Raw genomic sequence first — 16,273 nt, forward strand, 5'->3', positions numbered from 1 at the left:
CCGCTGAGCGGTGCGCCCGGCAGGGCCTTTCCTCCAACTGGCGGGTGCGCACGGCGGCGCCGCTCCTCGCGCCGGCGGCGCACGCCAGGCGATGCCGCTGCTGGCGCCAGCGGGCACGCCAGGCGGCGCCACTGCTCGCGCCAGCGGGCACGCCAGGCGGTGCACCTGGCGCCAGCAGCGGCGCCGCTCCTAGTTCTGGCGGGTGCGTCGGCGCATCAGGAACGCTCCGCCGCCCACCAGGAGCGCGGCGATCCCGGCCACGACGCCCACATTCCCCTGATCGACACCGGTCGTAGCCAGTTCGCCCGGTGACGATTTCGTGGGTGCCGGCGCTCCAGAAGTACTCGCGTTCGCCGTCGGCGCGGGCGAACCAGTCGGGGCGGCGGGCGCGACGACGACGGAGTACGCCGCCGATGTCGTGCCCGCGGCGTTCGTCGCCGTCACGGTGAACGTGAACGACCCGGCGACGGTGGGCGTTCCACTGATAACCCCGGTGCGAATGTCCAGTGTCAGGCCCGTCGGCAGGGCGCCGCTCGAGATCGCGAAGGTCATCGGCGCCGTCCCGGAGGCCGTGACGGTGTGCGTGTAGGCCGACCCGAGCGTCCCGGCCGCCGGCGACGGGGAGGTGATGGCCGGCGCGGTGAGGATCTGCGCGGTGTACGGGACGGTGTTAGAACCCGCGACGTTCGTCGCGGTGACGCTGAAGGAGAACGGCCCGTCGGCGGTGGGGGTGCCGCTGATGACCCCGGTCTGGGGGTCGAGCGAAATGCCCGCCGGAAGGGCCCCGCTGGTAATCGCGAAGGTGATCGGGCCCGTGCCCGTTGCCTGAACGGTCGTCGAGTACGCCGTTCCGGTGGTGCCGTCCGGCACGGAAGTCGTCGTGATGACGGGCGGCGCGCTCACCACGAGGGAGTACTGCTGTTGGTCGGTGCCGGCGGCGTTCGTCACGGTGACGGTGAACGTGAAGGTGCCGGCTACCGTGGGCGTCCCGGTGATCGCTCCGGTGCTGGAATTGATGGCGAGCCCGGCCGGCAGGGCACCGGCGGTGACGGCGAACGAGCGCGGCGTAGAACCGTTCGTCGTCAGCGCCGCCGAGTAGACGACGCCGGTCGTCGCGGCGGGCACCGAGGTGGTGACGATGTCGGGAGCGGTGGCGAGGACGGTGACGCGATTGTTCGTGGTGCCGTGGTTGTAGATGTACCCGTTGACCTGGTCGACGGTGATGCCGCGATTGAGGCCGAACGGTGCGGCAGTGATCTCCGTCACCGTTCCGTCGGAGAGGTCGATCAGACGAGGCTTGGCAGCGCTCATGTAGGCCACGACGAGGTAGTCCGAGCTCTGAAGATAGGAGAAGGAAGCGATCGACATAACGTTGGTGTCGATTGTGGAGATCGTTGCGAGCGTGTCGGCGTCGAAGGCCGTCATGGCATTGATGGTCGCCCCGGTCACCGCAAAGACGCGACCGCGCGCTGAATCGATCGCGAAACCGTTCCGGTTGTTGCCTCCGGCCAGGATCGGTGCCGATGATGCGACCACGGAGAAATCCGAGGTGCGCATCGAGACGAGGGAGGCGTTCGAGCCGACGTAGAGCAGGCCGCGTGTCCCGTCGATGGCCAACTGCGACAGCCCGGCCGTCGTCGGTGCCGACTGTCTGAGCACGACGCCCGTCGCCGGATCGATGACGTAGATCATCGATGTCCCGCTGGGTCCGCCCGCCACGAACAGATTCCCGCTCGCGGGGTCGACGGCCGTCGAGTAGTAGCTGACACCAGCCGGTGCAGGGATGAAGGAGATGAATGATGTCCCGTTGGTGATGTCGAAGACGTCGATGCCCACCGACGACGTCACGTAGAGCCGCGTGCCTGCATCGTTCTGGTCAGACTCGAAGCTCGCGCCGGGGAGCCCCGTGCGCAGGACGCGGGTGGACGACGTCGATGTGGCGAGGTCGGTGACACTCAGCAGCCCACCCCCGGCATTCGCGGCGTAGAGAACGTTCGCACCCGTGGGCTTGAGCAGCAGCGCCCCGCCGTTCGTGCTCGTCGTGAACGTGCCGACGACCGTCGGAGGAGCGACCGCCGACGCCTGCACCGCCGGAACGAGTGCGAACGCCGCCGCGAGGACGAGAGCAGCGACGACGCGCCCCGCACGACGCGGGCCGCCATCCCCTGCCGCCGCCCCCCGCGTCGGCGTCGAACCGGCACCGACCGCATCACGGGAGGTACGCGAACGAGGATATAGAGCCATGGGGAACCGCCTTCCGAGACCGGCGTCCACCCGCCGGCGACCCCACGCTAGGTGCACGCGGGAGAGAACCCGAGGGCATCTCTACGTGCCATCTACTTCGGGTGACAACGCCGCGCGGTGGAGTCATTGCGCCGAAGCGTCGACCCTGTCCTGCGAATCGGGCGGGGGCGTCGGGGGCGGCGCGGACGGCATAGCAGAGGCGAACCGCCGCTCCGACGCGAGACGCGCACTGCCCGGAGCGCCGCGAGGCCCCGGGCAGTGCGACCGTGACCGCTAGGCGACCTTAAGCTCCTCTTCCTCAGCCCCGTTCTCCGACGCATCGGGCTCATCGACCTTCCACCCCTCGGTCGGCGCGACGTTCGCGGCCTCGGCGCCGGCGATAGCTTCGGGAGCGGCTGGGAAGCCCATGGACTCCTGGTCACCACGGAAGTTGCGCAGCCACCAGCCCCAGTCGTCGGGTACGAGTCCGAACGGGTTGTCGTAGCCCAGCTCGCGCGCCGCCCAGACCGGCCAGTGGGGGTTGGCCAGCGCCGGGCGCCCGAGGAAGACCAGGTCGACGAGCCCCTGCTTGACGACGTCGTCCGCGTTCTGCGGCTTGCCCAGGTTCCAGCTCGCGCCGACGGGGATGCCGACTTCGCGCTTGACGCGGTTCGCCCGCTCGACGAACGCGCGGGGGGTGTTGAAGATGTTCTCGCGCATGTCGTCGGTGTTGCCGCCGAACGACAGGTCGGCGAGGTCGAGACCGTGCTCCTTCATCCACCCGATGGCGACGACCGCGTCATCGAACTGGGTGCCCTCGGGGTTCAGGTCGTCGGCGCCCAGCCGCATCGTGAGGGGAATGCGCTCGGGAATGACCGCACGCACGGCGTCGAGGGCTTCGAGGTGGAAGCGGGCCCGGTTCTCCAGCGATCCGCCGTACTGGTCGGTTCGCTGGTTGGCGAGCGGGGAGAAGAACTCGGCACCAAGGTACCCGTGGGCGTAATGCATCTCGATCCACTGGAAACCGACCTCGACGGCCCATTTGGCGCTCTGGGCGTACGCGTCGTACAAGTCGTGGATTTCGGCGACGGTGAGTTCCTCCGGCGCGTACGGCATGTCTCCCCCGTAGGCGATGGCCGAGGGCGCCTTCGTCTGCCAGCCCTTGGGGTGGTCCGGCGGCAGCATGTGTCCGCCCTCCCAGGGTGTCACGAGGCTCCCCTTCCGACCGGTGTGACCCAGCTGGATCGCCGGTGTGCCGCCCATCGAGGTGATGACGCTGCAGACGCGTTCGAGGCCCTCCAACTGGCTCTCGGCGTAGATACCCGCGCAGCTGACGGTCGTCCGACCGTCGGGGGTGATGGCGATCTGTTCGGGGAAGATGAGCCCGAACCCGCCCGCTGCTCGGGCGCCCAGGTAGGAGACGTGGTAGTCGTCCATCCGCCCGTCGACGGATCGGTACATCGTCATCGGCGACATGACGATGCGGTTTCGCAGGGTGACGCCCTTGAGGGTGAAGGGGGTGAACAGGTTCGGCATCCGAAGCCCTTTCGACAGAGGGAGAACGGTGGAGCTGATGTTCGCTCACCCCACCAGCGCCGCGGACGATCGCGGTGTCTCGTCAATTGCTCCGTCGTAACTTTCCCCTCACATCGCATCGCGTGCGGTGTGAGATCTGCCGCAGCAGATGAGAGGACGGGTCACCTCCCGCACACGCGCAGGCCGGCGGGCCGTCCCAGCCCCCCAGTACACCGGACCGCATGATACAGATCCGCCCGCGAAGCACCAGCGGTCCGTTCCTCGCAGGCCGTGATCGTACCGTTGCGAACCGCCCAGCGACGGGCGACGGAAAGGACACCACCCCCATGGGCAAGAACATCGGCTACGCAACCCCCGACAAGACCACCCCCCTGGCTCCCTTCACCTTCGACCGGCGCGATGTCGGTCCTGAGGACGTGCGGATCGACATCGCCTATTGCGGCGTCTGTCACTCCGACGTCCACCAGGCACGAGATGAGTTCGGCGGCGCGCTCGCCACGCTCTGGCCGTGCCTCCCCGGTCACGAGATCGCCGGCACCGTCGCCGAAGTCGGCGCTGACGTCACGACATATGCCGTCGGCGACCGCGTGGGCGTGGGATGCCTGGTGTACTGGGGCGACGAGTCGCAGCGCGGCGTCCCCGAGGAGCAGTACCAGAACCCGCCGGCGATCTTCACCTACAACGGCCAGGACCCGGAAACGGGCGCGGTGACCCTTGGCGGGTACTCCGACGAGATCGTCGTCAACCAGCACTTCGTGCTGCGCATCCCGGATGCCATCCCCCTCGAGGAGGCCGCCCCGCTCCTCTGCGCCGGGGTGACGACCTGGTCCCCCCTGGTTCACTGGAACGTCGGGCCGGGAAGCACCGTCGCCATCGCCGGTCTGGGCGGACTCGGTCACCTCGGGCTGCAGCTTGCGAAGGCGCGCGGTGCTGACCGGGTGATCGCCTTGACCACAACCCCCGACAAGGCCGACGACCTGCGGGAGCTCGGAGCCGATGAGGTCGTCGACATGAACGACGACGAAGCGGTCGAACGACTCGCGGCGAGCGTCGACTTCGTGCTGTCGACGATCCCGACGCCGTTCGACATGAAGCCGTACCTGTCGCTCATCCGACACGACGGCGCGCTCGTGACCGTCGGGATGCTCGAGCCCATCCACGAGGGCGGCATCGACTTCGGGGCGGTCTCGCTGAGTCGCATCACCATCGCCGGTTCGCTCATCGGGAGCATCGCAGAGACGCAGGAGGTGCTCGATTTCGCCGCCGAGCACGGCATCCGGCCGGAGGTCCAGGTGATCCCCGTCCAGGACGTGAACAAGGCCTTCGACGAGATGGTCGCGAACAACATCCGCTTCCGCTACGTCATCGACAGCAAGACCCTCGAAGCGGATCGCGAGAGCGCGGACGAGCTCCCGACCTCCTGACGCGGAGCATCCCAGGGCTTCGACGCGGACGACCGTCGGACACGGCATGACGTTCAACGGCACCCGAAAGTCGAAGACGACGAAAGGCCCGAACCTCCGCGATTCTGCGGAGGTTCGGGCCTCATCTGTCGGGATGACAGGATTTGAACCTGCGACCCCTTGACCCCCAGTCAAGTGCGCTACCAAGCTGCGCCACATCCCGTAACCCGCGAGCGGGCAACTCGTCTATCTTAGCCGCTCCGCGCGCGACGCGCGAACCAGCGGCGGCCCGGGCGTGTGCGATGCACAAAGCCAGCGCGAGCCCGGGCATGAGCACCCGGCCGGTCACCGCCCCCGCAACGCGTTGCTGATGTCGGACCCCGTCGCTAGCGTCGCCGCATGGCTATCGAGATCCTCCCCGCGACCGGTGACCGCTTCGACGACGCGGAGCGCGCGCTCGACAGCGGCGACGGCCCCGAGTGCCGGTGCCAGTGGTGGTTGCTGCCCAACGGCCCCTGGGAGAAGGCATCCGTCGACGAGCGCACCGAATTGTTCCGTGCCGAGCTCGATGGCTCCCGCCCGCCCGGCCTCATCGCCTACGTCGACGGCGAACCCGCCGGCTGGGTGCGCGTCGGGCCGCGTACCGCCCAACCGCGACTCGCCCGAACCCGCGACGTCACCGGCTCAACCACCGAACCGCTCGATGCCGACGACGTGTGGGCCGTCTCCTGCTTCGTCGTGCGCACCGAGCACCGCAACAAGGGACTCACCGCGAAGCTCCTGGATGCCGCTGTCGCGACGGCCCGCGAAGGCGGCGCCCGCGTAGTCGAGGGATACCCGCTCGACCCCACCGCGGCGAAGAAGTCCTCCAATCAACTCTTCCGCGGCGTCCTGCCCGTCTTCGAGGCGGCGGGATTCACCGTGGTCAACCGCCCGAAGCCCGACCGCGCCCTCGTCGCACTCACTCTGCACGACTGACCGGATCGTCCCCGCGCCGACCCCGGCTGACGTGGCAGGGATCTCCCTGCCCACCCGTCGACACCTCTCGGCGACCGGTGGAGAGACGCACCTTCGGGGCGCCTGCCTACGATGGAGGTTCGCCTTCAGGATGGACCAGAGATGACGGATGCCACGACCACCGCCCGCGTCGACGCGTGGCTGTGGGCGATCCGCGTCTACAAGACCCGGTCGGCCGCGACGACCGCATGCCGCGCCGGCCACGTGCGCGTCAACGGCGAACGCGCGAAAGCGGCGCAGCCCGTGCGACCGGGCGATGAGCTGAGGGTACGGATCCAGGGCTTCGATCGCATCCTGATCGTGAGGAAGACGATCGCCAAGCGCGTCGGGGCCGCGCTCGTCGCCGAAGCGGCGGAAGACCGCACTCCCCCGCCGCCCTCGAAGGAGAGCATGCCGTTCGTGCCCGTCCGCGACCGCGGCGCCGGGCGCCCCACGAAGCGCGACCGCCGCGAGATCGAGAAACTCCGCGGCCGCGAGCTGGACTGACCCCTCGCGCGAGTACGCGATGCGACCTTGCCGGCCTGGCGGTGACGTCACGCGCCAGCATTTACGCTCGCCGGCTGCCTGCACACACGCATCCGCAGACAACCCGAACGACCCGCACAGCCTCAGCCCGAAACGCCCCGATCCCCACCGAGCCGGCGCAGATCACTCAGCCGACGCAAACGGCAACGCGCGGCCCGCACCACGCGAACCACACCACCGACGCGCCCAACCTCAGCGATCCGCACAACCTCTGCCCGAAACAGACAATCCCGACTGCGTCTGCGCACATCACCGGTCGAACACAGCCACCGAGGCGCACCCGCGCGGCGAGTCCCGCCCGTGGAGGGGCCTCACCCCAGCTGATCCCGCAACCAGCGCGCCCCGCGCACCCGCGCCCCGAGCGCCTCGACGCGCGCGGCAAGTCCCCGATCGCTGGTTACGACGACGACCGGGCTGAACGAACCGACATGCTTCTCGGTGACGCGCACGATCTCGTCATCCCCCGAACCGCTGGCTCGCCACACGGCGACCAGGTCGTGGTGCACGTCCGCGTCCCGGGCCTCGCCCTCGAGGACAGCGCCGATGAAGGGGAACCACCGCGTCGCCGGAAGGTCGAGCTGCTCGGCATCCACTCCCCCGTGAGCCAGCGCCGACAGACGCGTCAGCAGTCGCTCGGCCGCACCCGCCCGGTCGTTCCACCACCCGTCGGGAACCGAACCCATCACGTTGGCGACGTCGACGACGATCGCCGGCCGCGTGGACAGGGCCTGCCGCAACGACGGCCACGCCACAGCGAACCCCGGATGCAGCGGAAGGTCCTCGACCTCGTCGACGGGCACCCACGCCAGCGCCACGCTCTCGGGGTCGCTGATCACCGGCTCGAAGGGGATCGTGACATCGGCGACGAGGGTCGTATACGACCAGATGCCGAGGTCGAGGACGCTCTCGAAGTGCGGCTGAACGGCATCCACGGGGACACCGGCCTCCTCGGCCGACTCGCGCAGCGCTCCGTCGCGCGCCGACTCCCCCTCGTGCCGCGCCCCGCCGGGCAACGCCCACGTGTCGCCGAAGTGGCTCCACGACACCCGGTGCTGGAGCAGCACGCCGCGCTCGGAGTCGACCGCCAGCAGCCCTGCCGCGCCGAAAAGACCCCAGTACTTCTCACCGGTGGGCGCGACGACCCACGCGTCACCGGGATCGCGGGGCCCGTGCGGACGCCGCGGTTCACCCGGGGCGGGAGGTTCGATGGTCATCGTCTCCAGCCTGGCACAGACCGACGACACCCGGCCGGTTCCGCGTCACACACTGCCGCACGTCCTCGACACCGTACGTCTCGCGAGAGCGACGAGGATGAGAGACCAGCGGCTCCACCCCGCGCGTCTCGCGACAGCGAGGAGGAGAGACCAGCGGCTGCATCCCCGCGCGACCCGCCACGGCCAAGGGGCGGCGGGTATCAGCGGTCGAACCGCGCGCCGCGCGGATTCGGCCCGAGCACCGTGAACAAGACCAGAACCAGGATGCCGATCACCGGCACCACCCCGACGAGCACCCACCAGCCGCTGCGATCGGCGTCGTGGAGCCGCCGCACGAGCACGGCGATCGTCGGCACGATGGTCGCCACGACCCAGATGACCCACACGAAGGTCAGGATGATGCCGAGGGGACCCGTGACCGTCAGCGATCCGTTCGGCTCGATCCGCACGCCGTCGGTGAGCGTCGGCAGCGCATTCAGCACCGTGCCGACGACGGCGGCGAAGAGAACCCACCACCAGTACTCGCTGCGGCTCGCGCGGCCGCTGAAGGTGGCGTACTTCGCGAAGACGCGGCGCACGGCCGCACCGGGCGGGGCTGCGTAGTACGGCTGGTCGAGGGGCGGTGCGACGTGCGTCATGGCGTGTCTCCCGTGCGAATCCCGGATGCCGCGGCGGCTCCGTCGAGGGAACAGTACCGACGCGGCCGTCGCTCGGGGCCCTCTTGCGCGCGGGCGCTGAACCCGATCCCCCGCCGCCGAGGCACGACCGTCCAGGTCGCCGCACCCGCCAAGATCGGTGCGACGCCGGCCAGAGTGCCCCCGGCCGGGGAAGAGTACCCTTCCGACGCGCAAGACTGGACGGATGACGTTCGAACTCGACGACGACCCGGCCCGGGTCGACCGCGACGCGGTCTGGCAGTGGCTGAGCACCAGTGCGTACTGGGCGCGGTGGCGCACCCGCGCCGACGTCGAGGCGCAACTCGACAGCGCATGGCGCGTCGTGGGTGCCTACCGCGTCGACACCGGCGAGCTCGTGGGCTTCGCTCGCGCCGTGTCCGACGGTGTGTCGTTCGCGTACCTGGCGGACGTGTTCGTGCTCGACGCGTACCGCGGGAACGGTTTGGGCACGCGGATCGTCTCGCGCATGATCGACGAGGGCCCCGGACCCCACTTCCGCTGGACGCTGTTCACGAGCGACGCGCACGGACTGTATCGCCGCTTCGGCTTCGCCGAGCCCGACCGCACGGCGCTGGTCCGCCCCGCGACCGGCGTCTGAGCCGGGGGCGGGCGCGGGATGCCGAGCGCCCGCGCGGTTCGCCGGGATCGCCCCTCGCTGACGCCAGCCTGCACCCTGCAGCTGTCGTGTCGGCGAGGAGCGATCCCGGGGCCGAGACGGCGAACGTCGGTATCCTCCGCTCCGCCGTTGGGCCCGGGGCGCCCGGCGTCCCGGCAGAACACCGGAACGCCGGAACGCACGAACACCGGAACGTACGAACGCCGGAACATACGAACGCCGGAACGCTCAAACGCCGGCCCCACGAGGGCAAGGGCGTTCGTGCGACCGGGTCAGGCGTCGAAGCGTGCGCCCCGCGGATCGGAGGGAAGCAGCACGAAGACGAGCAGGATGATCGAGCCGACGATCGGGACGAAGACCATGAGGAGCCAGAGTCCACTCTTGTTCGCATCGTGCAGGCGACGCTCTGTCAGCGTGAGACCGGGCACGATGGTCGCGACAATTCAGGCGAGATAGAGCAGGGAGAGGACGGATCCGGCATCCGACGGCGCGGTCGCGGCGCCGGCTCCATCGACGGTCCGCCCCGCTGAGACCAGCACCAGCAGAGCAGTGCCGAGTGCAGCCATGACGATGGCGTTGACGAGCGCCCACCACCAGTACTCACTGCGGCTGGCCCGCCCGTGGGATGTGAAGTACTTCCGGAAGAAGCGCTGGACGGCCGCGCTCAGCGGCGCCCCGTAGTAGGGCTGATCGAGTGGCACGGCGCTCTGGAGCTGCGTCATGTGTGTCCTCCTGACACGTGGCGAGTGGATCGAACACCGGCGGGCGCTGGTGCGGCCATAACGTAGCGACTCCGCGACTTCCCGCGCTCGAAGTGTCGCGCCGCCTGTGGATAACCGACGCTCCCCGTCACGAACCACCTCCCCGCGGGCCGTGCAACCGCGGGCAACCCACTCGAGACGACACCTCGCCGCCGGCCCGGCGCAGGCACAACCTCAGCGATCCGCGCCGGATCAGCGGCATCCAGGCCGAACGCGCCGAGATCGCGCGTATCGCTGAGGTCGTGACGCCACCCCTCGGCAACACCGGCCCCTCGGCAACACCCGCGCCACGGCAACACCAGCCCCACGGCAACACCCACCACCCCAGGGCAACACCCCGCCACGCCCCTCGCCCGCGCACACATCCGCGTCCCACGCCCACACCCCACCCCGATGACCCACGCAAAACGCCCCGACCCCCACAGGGGACCGGGGCGTTCGTCGCGGCCGACGTCAGCGCTGGCGCTTCTCGCGGATGCGCATGTTCAGCACGATCGGCGAGCCCTCGAAGCCGTAGATCTCGCGCAGACGCCGCTGGATGAACCGGCGGTAGCCCGGGTCGAGGAACCCGGTCGTGAACAGCACGAATGTGGGCGGACGCGTCGCCGCCTGCGTGCCGAACAGGATGCGGGGCTGCTTGCCGCCGCGGAGCGGGTGCGGGTGCTCGGCGACGAGCTCCGACAGGAAGGCGTTGAACTTGCCGGTCGGGATGCGGGTGTCCCACGACTCGAGCGCCTGCTCGAGCGCCGGCACGAGCTTGTCGAGGTGGCGGCCGGTGCGGGCCGAGATGTTCACGCGCGGAGCCCACGCGACGTGCGCGAGATCCTGCTCGATCTCGCGCTCGAGGTAGCGGCGACGGTCCTGGTTCTCCATGTCGTCGTCGTTCAGGCGGTCCCACTTGTTGAACGCCAGCACGAGAGCGCGACCCGACTCGAGCACGAGGTCGATGATGTTGAGGTCTTGCACGCTGATGGGCTGCGACACGTCGAGCACGACGACCGCGACCTCGCTCTTCTCCAGCGCCGTCGAGGTGCGGAGGGAGGCGTAGAAGTCGGCGCCCTGCGACAGGTGCACGCGACGACGGATGCCGGCGGTGTCGACCAGCGTCCAGAGCTTGCCGCCGAGCTCGACGACCTCGTCGACGGGGTCGCGGGTGGTGCCGGCGAGCTCGTTGACGACGACGCGCTCCTCGCCCGCCGCCTTGTTGAGCAGCGACGACTTGCCGACGTTCGGGCGGCCGAGGATCGCCACGCGGCGCGGGCCGCCGATCTCGTACTTCGCCACCGCCGAGACCTCCGGCAGCACCTTCATGATCTCGTCGAGCAGGTCGGCCACGCCACGGCCGTGGATGGCCGAGACCGGGTGCGGCTCGCCGAGGCCGAGGTTCCACAGGGCCGTCGCCTCGGGCTCCTGGCGGGCGTCGTCCACCTTGTTGGCGACAAGGAACACCGGCTTCTTGCTCTTGCGCAGCAGTCGCACGACGTGCTCGTCGGTCGAGGTGGCGCCCACCGTGGCATCCACCACGAAGAGCACGATGTCGGCCAGGTCGATGGCGACCTCGGCCTGGGCCGCGACGGAGCGGTCGATGCCGCGCGCGTCGGGCTCCCAGCCGCCGGTGTCGACCAGCGAGAAGCGGCGGTCGAGCCACTCGGCCTTGTAGGTCACGCGGTCGCGGGTGACGCCGGGGGTGTCTTCCACGACGGCCTCACGGCGACCGAGGATGCGGTTCACGAGCGCCGACTTGCCGACGTTCGGGCGACCGACGATCGCGACCACCGGCAGCGCCGGCAGGAACTCGATCGCGCCCTCGCCCGACGCGAGGCCGGCGAGCAGCTCGGCATCCTCCTCGTCGAGGTCGAAGTCCTCGAGCCCCGCGCGCAGCGCCTGCGCGCGCTGCTCGGCCAGAACCTCGTCGAGCTCGGCCATCTTCTCGGCGAGCTGGTCGGGCCCGCCTTCGTACTCGTCTTCAACGCCCATCGCGGGCTCCCATCGTGGAGTCGACGACGCTCAAGACGGCGTCGACGGTCTGTTCGAAATCAAGGTGGGTCGAATCGACCACCTGCACACCGGGGGCGGCGGTCAGGAAATCGACGACCGTGGAATCGGCGGCGTCGCGCTTGTGGAGGGCGGCGGCGACCTTCGCGGCATCCTGGTTCGTGAGCTCTTTGCTGCGGCGCGCGGCCCGCACCTCGGGAGCTGCCGTCAGCAGGATGCGCACGGGAGCGTCGGGGTAGACGACCGTGGTGATGTCGCGACCCTCGACCACCACACCGCGAAGACCCGAGGATGCCACGAGCCGGCGGAACAGCTCGTTCACCGCCTTGCGCACCGGGGCGACGCGGGCCACGCCGCTCACGGCGTCGGTCACGCGCGGCTCGCGGATCGCGGTGGTCACGTCGACGTCGCCGACGCGCACCCATCGGTCGTCGGTGTCGAGCGAGATGGCGTAGTGGAAGTCGCCGAAGACCTCGAGCACGGCGGTGGAGTCCGAGGTGTCGACCCCGTGTTCGAGCGCGTGCCAGGCGAGCGCGCGGTACGCAGCTCCCGTGTCGAGGAAGCCGTAGCCGAGACGGCCGGCCGTGGCCTTCGAGACGCTCGACTTGCCGCTCCCGGCGGGTCCGTCCAGGGCGATGACCACGGGCGTGGACTCCGCGACGGCGGGAGTGGTGGCGGCGGGGGTGGACTCAGTCATGGGTGGTGCTCGCAATCCGCCATCCGCGCTGCTGAAGTCCGTCGACGGCACGCCGGACGGCGTCGGGAACGACGCTGATCTCGGCGAGACCGAACGGTGCTCCGGGCGAGTGCTCGAGGCGCAGGTCTTCGACGTTGACGTCGAGGTCGCCGAGCTCGCCGAAGAGGCGGCCCAGCTGGCCGGAGGTGTCGTCGACCATGACGACGAAGCTGTCGAAACGGCGGTTCTGGCCGTGCTTGCCGGGCAGGCGCTCGACGCCCTCGTTGCCACGGCGGATGGTGTCGGCGACCGCGCGGCGGGCGCCCGGCACGTCGGGGTCGCGCAGCGCATCGGCGACATCGGAGAGGTCGGCGGCGAGGCGGTCGAGCACGTCGACCACGGGCGCCGCGTTCGCGCCGAGGATCTGTACCCAGAGCTCCGGGGCGGATGCCGCGATGCGGGTGGTGTCGCGCACCCCCTGCCCCGCGAGACGGAGCGAGCCGTCGGGGGCCTCCACGAAGCGCCCGGCGAGCAGGCTCGCCACGAGCTGCGGCACGTGCGACATGAGCGCGACCGACTCGTCGTGCTCCTCAGGGGTCATCTCGATGAGCGTGGCACCGAGGTCGAGGGCGAGGCCCTCCACCAGCGACAGGTCGTGCGCCGAGGTCTCGCCGTCGCGGCAGACGACCCACGGACGCCCGACGAAGATGTCGGCGCGGGCCGAGATCGCTCCCCCGCGCTCACGCCCGGCCATGGGGTGCGAGCCGATGTAGTGCGTGAGGTCGACGCCGCGGCCGCGCAGGGTGCGCAGCGGCTCCAGCTTCACGCTCGCGACGTCGGTGACGACGGCATCCGGGAACGCCTCGAGCTCGCGCTGCACGACGTCGGCCGTGACGTCGGGCGGAACGGCCACCACGATGAGCGACGGGCTGTCGTCAGGGCGCTCGGCACGGCCGGCACCGTAGTCGATCGCGAGGCGCAGCTGCGAGGGCGAGGCGTCGACGAGCACGACGTCGACGCCGAGCGCCGTGAGAGCGTGCCCGATGCTCGCGCCGAGCAGTCCCGAGCCGACGATGCGCACCGTCCCGCTCGTGCGGGTCGCCAAAGGCCCGGCCGCGCGCGCGGACGTTCCGTTCGGTTCGCTCATCGGGTCTCCTGCTGCCCTGGGCGGCGCCTGGACCGCCGCGACGTGCCCGCGAGGCTCACTCCGCCGGAGTGTCGCCGTCTCGACGAGACAGCGTGAGCAGGGCACCGCGTTCTACTGTAGTCAACTCGCGCGCCTTGCCCACCGGGAGTGTTCCCAGGTGAAGGGGGCCGAACTGCCGCCGCACGAGCTCGACCACCGGATGGCCGACCTCCGCCATCATGCGGCGCACGATCCGGTTCTTGCCCGAGTGCAGCGTCAGCTCCACCAGGCTCTCGCCGCGCGACGAGTCGAGCAGGCGCGCCTTGTCGGCCGCGATCCGTCCGTCCTCGAGCTCCACGCCCTTGAGCAGGCGCTGGATCGTCTGCGGCAGCACCTGGCCCTCGACCTTGGCGATGTACACCTTGGTCACCCCGAACTTCGGGTGCGCGAGCACGTGCGCGAGGTCGCCGTCGTTGGTCAGCACGAGAAGGCCCGAGGTGTCGGCATCCAGTCGTCCGACGTTGAACAGGCGCTCGTCCCAGTCCTTCGTGTAGCGGCGCAGGTCGGGGCGGCCACGGTCGTCGCTCATCGAGCTCACGACGCCGGTGGGCTTGTTCAGGATGACGTAGCGCTTCGAGGAGTCGAGCTGGATGGCGGTGCCGTCGACGTCGACGAGGTCGCGCTCCGGGTCGATGCGCGAGCCCAGTTCGGTGACCACGACGCCGTTCACCCGCACGCGCCCCTCGACGATCATCTGCTCGGAGACGCGGCGCGACGCCACCCCGGCGTTCGCCAGCACCTTCTGCAGGCGGACGCCCTCGGCATCCCCGGTCGCTGAGCCCCCGCCCCCGGTCGCTGAGCCTGCGCCCCCGGTCGCTGAGCCTGTCGAAGCGTCACTCATCTCAAAACCTCTCCGTCGAATCCGTCCGAGCCGTCGTCGAGCAACGGCGAGATGTGCGGCAGCTCATCGAGCGAGTTGATGCCGAGGTGCACCAGCAACTGGTCGGTGGTGCCGTAGTGGATGGCGCCCGTATCGGGGTCGGTGAACACCTCGGTGATCAGCCCGCGGGCGAGCAGCGTGCGGACGACCGAGTCGACGTTCACCGCGCGGATGGATGCCACCTGCCCCCGCGTGACGGGCTGCTTGTACGCGATGACCGCCAGGGTCTCCAGCGCCGCCTGCGACAAGCGCGAGGGCGCCTGCGTGGTGACGAACTCGCCGACCACGTCGTCGTACTCCTCGCGGACGTACAGACGCCAGCCGCCGCCGACCTCGCGCAACTCGAAACCGCGGACGGGACCCCCGGTCTGACCGTCGTAATCGGCGACGAGACCCTCGATGGCCTGACGCACGGCCGGCACGGGCGCGGCCACCGCAGCGGCCAGGCTCACGAGGCTCTGCGGCTCGTCGACGACGAGGAGGATCGCCTCGAGGCGACGGGCCACGGATGCCGCATCGCTCGGGCGCGGGGCGCGCTCGGCGGTCTGCACCACGGCGACGGGCACGGGGGTGTCCGCCGACGGCACATCGGACGTGGGAGGGGTGTCAGCGGTCATAGTCGGCTCCGAGGGCGGCGAGGTTCTCATCCGACCACCTCTCGGCGGTCCAGCGCAGGGTCAGCTCCCCCAACGGTTCGAGCTGTTCGAACGACAGCGCCGCGTGGCGGTAGAGCTCGAGGATCGACAGGAACCGCGCGACGACGACCCCCGTCTCGCTCACGCCGGCGACGAGGTCGCGGAAGTTCAGGGTGCCCGCCGAGCGCAGCAGCGTCACGACGATCGCGGCCTGCTCGCGGATGCTCACGAGCGGCGCATGCAGGTGGTCGAGCCCGACCGTGGGGATCTGCTTCGGAGACAGGGCGACGACCGCGAGGGCGGCGAAGTCGTCGGCGCTGAGCGTCCACTTCAGCTCCGGCACGGCGCTGCGGTACTTCTCGTCGAGCCGCACGGTGCGGGTGTGCCGCTTGTCTTCGCGCTGCAGGCAGCGGGCGAACCACGCCGACACCTCCTTGAACGCCCGGTACTGCAGCAGGCGGGCGAACAGCAGGTCGCGGGCCTCCAGCAGCGCCACCGACTCGGCATCCACCAGCTCGCCCTGCGGCAGGAGCCCGGCGATCTTCATGTCGAGCAGCGTCGCCGCCACGACGAGGAACTCGGACGCCTCGTCGAGGTCGCCGTCCGGCCCCATCAGGCGCAGATACGCGATGAATTCGTCGGTCACACGGCTGAGCGCGACCTCGGTGATGTCGAGCTCGGCGCGCGAGATGAGGGTGAGCAGCAGGTCGAACGGGCCGTCGAAGACGGGAAGCGTGACGCGGAAGCCCGCGGGGCTCGGGGCGCCGGACCCTTCGACAGGCTCAGGGATCGACTCCGGCTCAGGGACCGACTGCGGCTCGAAGGCCTCGGACCCGAGGGGGCTGAGCTTGTCGAAGCCCCCGGGGCTCGGGGAGTCGGACCCTTCGACAGGCTCAGGGACCGACTGCGGCTCAGGGACCGACTGCGGC

At 70.2% G+C, this 16,273-nt stretch carries 14 protein-coding genes, 1 tRNA gene and 1 pseudogene; 4 read left to right on the forward strand and 12 right to left on the reverse strand.

Annotated elements, in window-relative coordinates:
* Positions 1-189 precede the first annotated feature (189 nt).
* Both QE392_RS14805 and QE392_RS14810 read right to left on the reverse strand, forming a co-directional pair.
* Entirely contained in the window at positions 190-2,244 is a 2,055-nt protein-coding gene (locus QE392_RS14805; protein ID WP_307453067.1) for a putative Ig domain-containing protein, read from the reverse strand.
* A 273-nt stretch (positions 2,245-2,517) separates the two neighbouring features.
* A complete protein-coding gene (locus tag QE392_RS14810) occupies positions 2,518-3,759 on the reverse strand; it encodes an NADH:flavin oxidoreductase/NADH oxidase (protein WP_307453070.1) in 1,242 nt (413 codons plus the stop codon).
* A 326-nt stretch (positions 3,760-4,085) separates the two neighbouring features.
* Between QE392_RS14810 and QE392_RS14815 the strand changes: the two genes are divergently transcribed.
* Positions 4,086-5,183 (forward strand): NAD(P)-dependent alcohol dehydrogenase, encoded by a 1,098-nt coding sequence (locus tag QE392_RS14815; protein WP_307453073.1) that lies wholly within the window; start codon positions 4,086-4,088, stop codon positions 5,181-5,183.
* A 128-nt stretch (positions 5,184-5,311) separates the two neighbouring features.
* On the opposite strand, the gene QE392_RS14820 is transcribed toward QE392_RS14815, so the two are convergent.
* Positions 5,312-5,385: transfer RNA gene (locus tag QE392_RS14820), tRNA-Pro, on the reverse strand.
* A 176-nt stretch (positions 5,386-5,561) separates the two neighbouring features.
* On the opposite strand from QE392_RS14820, the gene QE392_RS14825 reads away from it, so the two are divergent.
* Positions 5,562-6,140, forward strand: a complete 579-nt coding sequence (locus tag QE392_RS14825) for a GNAT family N-acetyltransferase (protein ID WP_307453075.1) — start codon at positions 5,562-5,564, stop codon at positions 6,138-6,140.
* 141 nt (positions 6,141-6,281) lie between these two features.
* Positions 6,282-6,665, forward strand: coding sequence for an RNA-binding S4 domain-containing protein (locus tag QE392_RS14830; protein WP_307453077.1), 384 nt, complete (start codon positions 6,282-6,284; stop codon positions 6,663-6,665).
* 350 nt (positions 6,666-7,015) lie between these two features.
* On the opposite strand, the gene QE392_RS14835 is transcribed toward QE392_RS14830, so the two are convergent.
* The gene (locus QE392_RS14835) at positions 7,016-7,918 is read right to left on the reverse strand and encodes an NUDIX domain-containing protein (protein WP_307453079.1); all 903 of its coding nucleotides are present in this window, start codon (positions 7,916-7,918) and stop codon (positions 7,016-7,018) included.
* 200 nt (positions 7,919-8,118) lie between these two features.
* Positions 8,119-8,556: a DUF805 domain-containing protein gene (locus tag QE392_RS14840; protein WP_307453081.1), complete on the reverse strand. Its 438-nt coding sequence runs from the start codon at positions 8,554-8,556 to the stop codon at positions 8,119-8,121.
* 223 nt (positions 8,557-8,779) lie between these two features.
* Here QE392_RS14840 and QE392_RS14845 point away from each other — a divergent pair, with 223 nt between their 5' ends.
* Positions 8,780-9,193: a GNAT family N-acetyltransferase gene (locus QE392_RS14845; protein WP_307453083.1), complete on the forward strand. Its 414-nt coding sequence runs from the start codon at positions 8,780-8,782 to the stop codon at positions 9,191-9,193.
* Positions 9,194-9,483: 290 nt separating this feature from the next.
* On the opposite strand, the pseudogene QE392_RS14850 reads toward QE392_RS14845, so the two are convergent.
* The 7 genes and pseudogenes from QE392_RS14850 to QE392_RS14880 all read right to left on the reverse strand — a co-directional run bounded on the left by QE392_RS14850 (position 9,484) and on the right by QE392_RS14880 (position 16,134).
* Positions 9,484-9,933: pseudogene (locus tag QE392_RS14850) on the reverse strand (DUF805 domain-containing protein).
* Positions 9,934-10,425: 492 nt separating this feature from the next.
* Positions 10,426-11,949: a ribosome biogenesis GTPase Der gene (gene der / locus QE392_RS14855; RefSeq protein WP_307453085.1), complete on the reverse strand. Its 1,524-nt coding sequence runs from the start codon at positions 11,947-11,949 to the stop codon at positions 10,426-10,428.
* Positions 11,939-12,664, reverse strand: coding sequence for a (d)CMP kinase (gene cmk, locus QE392_RS14860; RefSeq protein ID WP_307453087.1), 726 nt, complete (start codon positions 12,662-12,664; stop codon positions 11,939-11,941). Before cmk ends, der begins: the two co-directional genes overlap by 11 nt.
* Positions 12,657-13,790: a prephenate dehydrogenase gene (locus tag QE392_RS14865; RefSeq protein WP_307453089.1), complete on the reverse strand. Its 1,134-nt coding sequence runs from the start codon at positions 13,788-13,790 to the stop codon at positions 12,657-12,659. Before QE392_RS14865 ends, cmk begins: the two co-directional genes overlap by 8 nt.
* A gap of 55 nt (positions 13,791-13,845) precedes the next feature.
* Entirely contained in the window at positions 13,846-14,670 is an 825-nt protein-coding gene (locus tag QE392_RS14870; protein ID WP_307453091.1) for a pseudouridine synthase, read from the reverse strand.
* Positions 14,667-15,326: an SMC-Scp complex subunit ScpB gene (gene scpB / locus QE392_RS14875; RefSeq protein ID WP_307453094.1), complete on the reverse strand. Its 660-nt coding sequence runs from the start codon at positions 15,324-15,326 to the stop codon at positions 14,667-14,669. Before scpB ends, QE392_RS14870 begins: the two co-directional genes overlap by 4 nt.
* Positions 15,316-16,134 carry a segregation and condensation protein A gene (locus QE392_RS14880; RefSeq protein ID WP_307454161.1) on the reverse strand — a complete coding sequence of 273 codons (819 nt, stop codon included), beginning with the start codon at positions 16,132-16,134 and terminating at the stop codon, positions 15,316-15,318. Before QE392_RS14880 ends, scpB begins: the two co-directional genes overlap by 11 nt.
* Positions 16,135-16,273 lie beyond the last annotated feature (139 nt).

It is taken from the genome of Microbacterium proteolyticum (genome assembly GCF_030818075.1).
GTDB classification, from domain to species: Bacteria; Actinomycetota; Actinomycetes; order Actinomycetales; family Microbacteriaceae; genus Microbacterium; species Microbacterium proteolyticum_A.

Coding starts and splice junctions, on each gene's coding strand:
- QE392_RS14815 (WP_307453073.1), top strand. CDS start 4,086: ATGGGCAAGAACATCGGCTACGCAACCCCCGACAAGACCACCCCCCTG.
- QE392_RS14865 (WP_307453089.1), bottom strand. CDS start 13,790: ATGAGCGAACCGAACGGAACGTCCGCGCGCGCGGCCGGGCCTTTGGCG.
- QE392_RS14805 (WP_307453067.1), bottom strand. CDS start 2,244: ATGGCTCTATATCCTCGTTCGCGTACCTCCCGTGATGCGGTCGGTGCC.
- cmk (WP_307453087.1), bottom strand. CDS start 12,664: ATGACTGAGTCCACCCCCGCCGCCACCACTCCCGCCGTCGCGGAGTCC.
- QE392_RS14835 (WP_307453079.1), bottom strand. CDS start 7,918: ATGACCATCGAACCTCCCGCCCCGGGTGAACCGCGGCGTCCGCACGGG.
- QE392_RS14830 (WP_307453077.1), top strand. CDS start 6,282: ATGACGGATGCCACGACCACCGCCCGCGTCGACGCGTGGCTGTGGGCG.
- QE392_RS14845 (WP_307453083.1), top strand. CDS start 8,780: ATGACGTTCGAACTCGACGACGACCCGGCCCGGGTCGACCGCGACGCG.
- QE392_RS14870 (WP_307453091.1), bottom strand. CDS start 14,670: ATGAGTGACGCTTCGACAGGCTCAGCGACCGGGGGCGCAGGCTCAGCG.
- scpB (WP_307453094.1), bottom strand. CDS start 15,326: ATGACCGCTGACACCCCTCCCACGTCCGATGTGCCGTCGGCGGACACC.
- QE392_RS14825 (WP_307453075.1), top strand. CDS start 5,562: ATGGCTATCGAGATCCTCCCCGCGACCGGTGACCGCTTCGACGACGCG.
- QE392_RS14840 (WP_307453081.1), bottom strand. CDS start 8,556: ATGACGCACGTCGCACCGCCCCTCGACCAGCCGTACTACGCAGCCCCG.
- der (WP_307453085.1), bottom strand. CDS start 11,949: ATGGGCGTTGAAGACGAGTACGAAGGCGGGCCCGACCAGCTCGCCGAG.
- QE392_RS14810 (WP_307453070.1), bottom strand. CDS start 3,759: ATGCCGAACCTGTTCACCCCCTTCACCCTCAAGGGCGTCACCCTGCGA.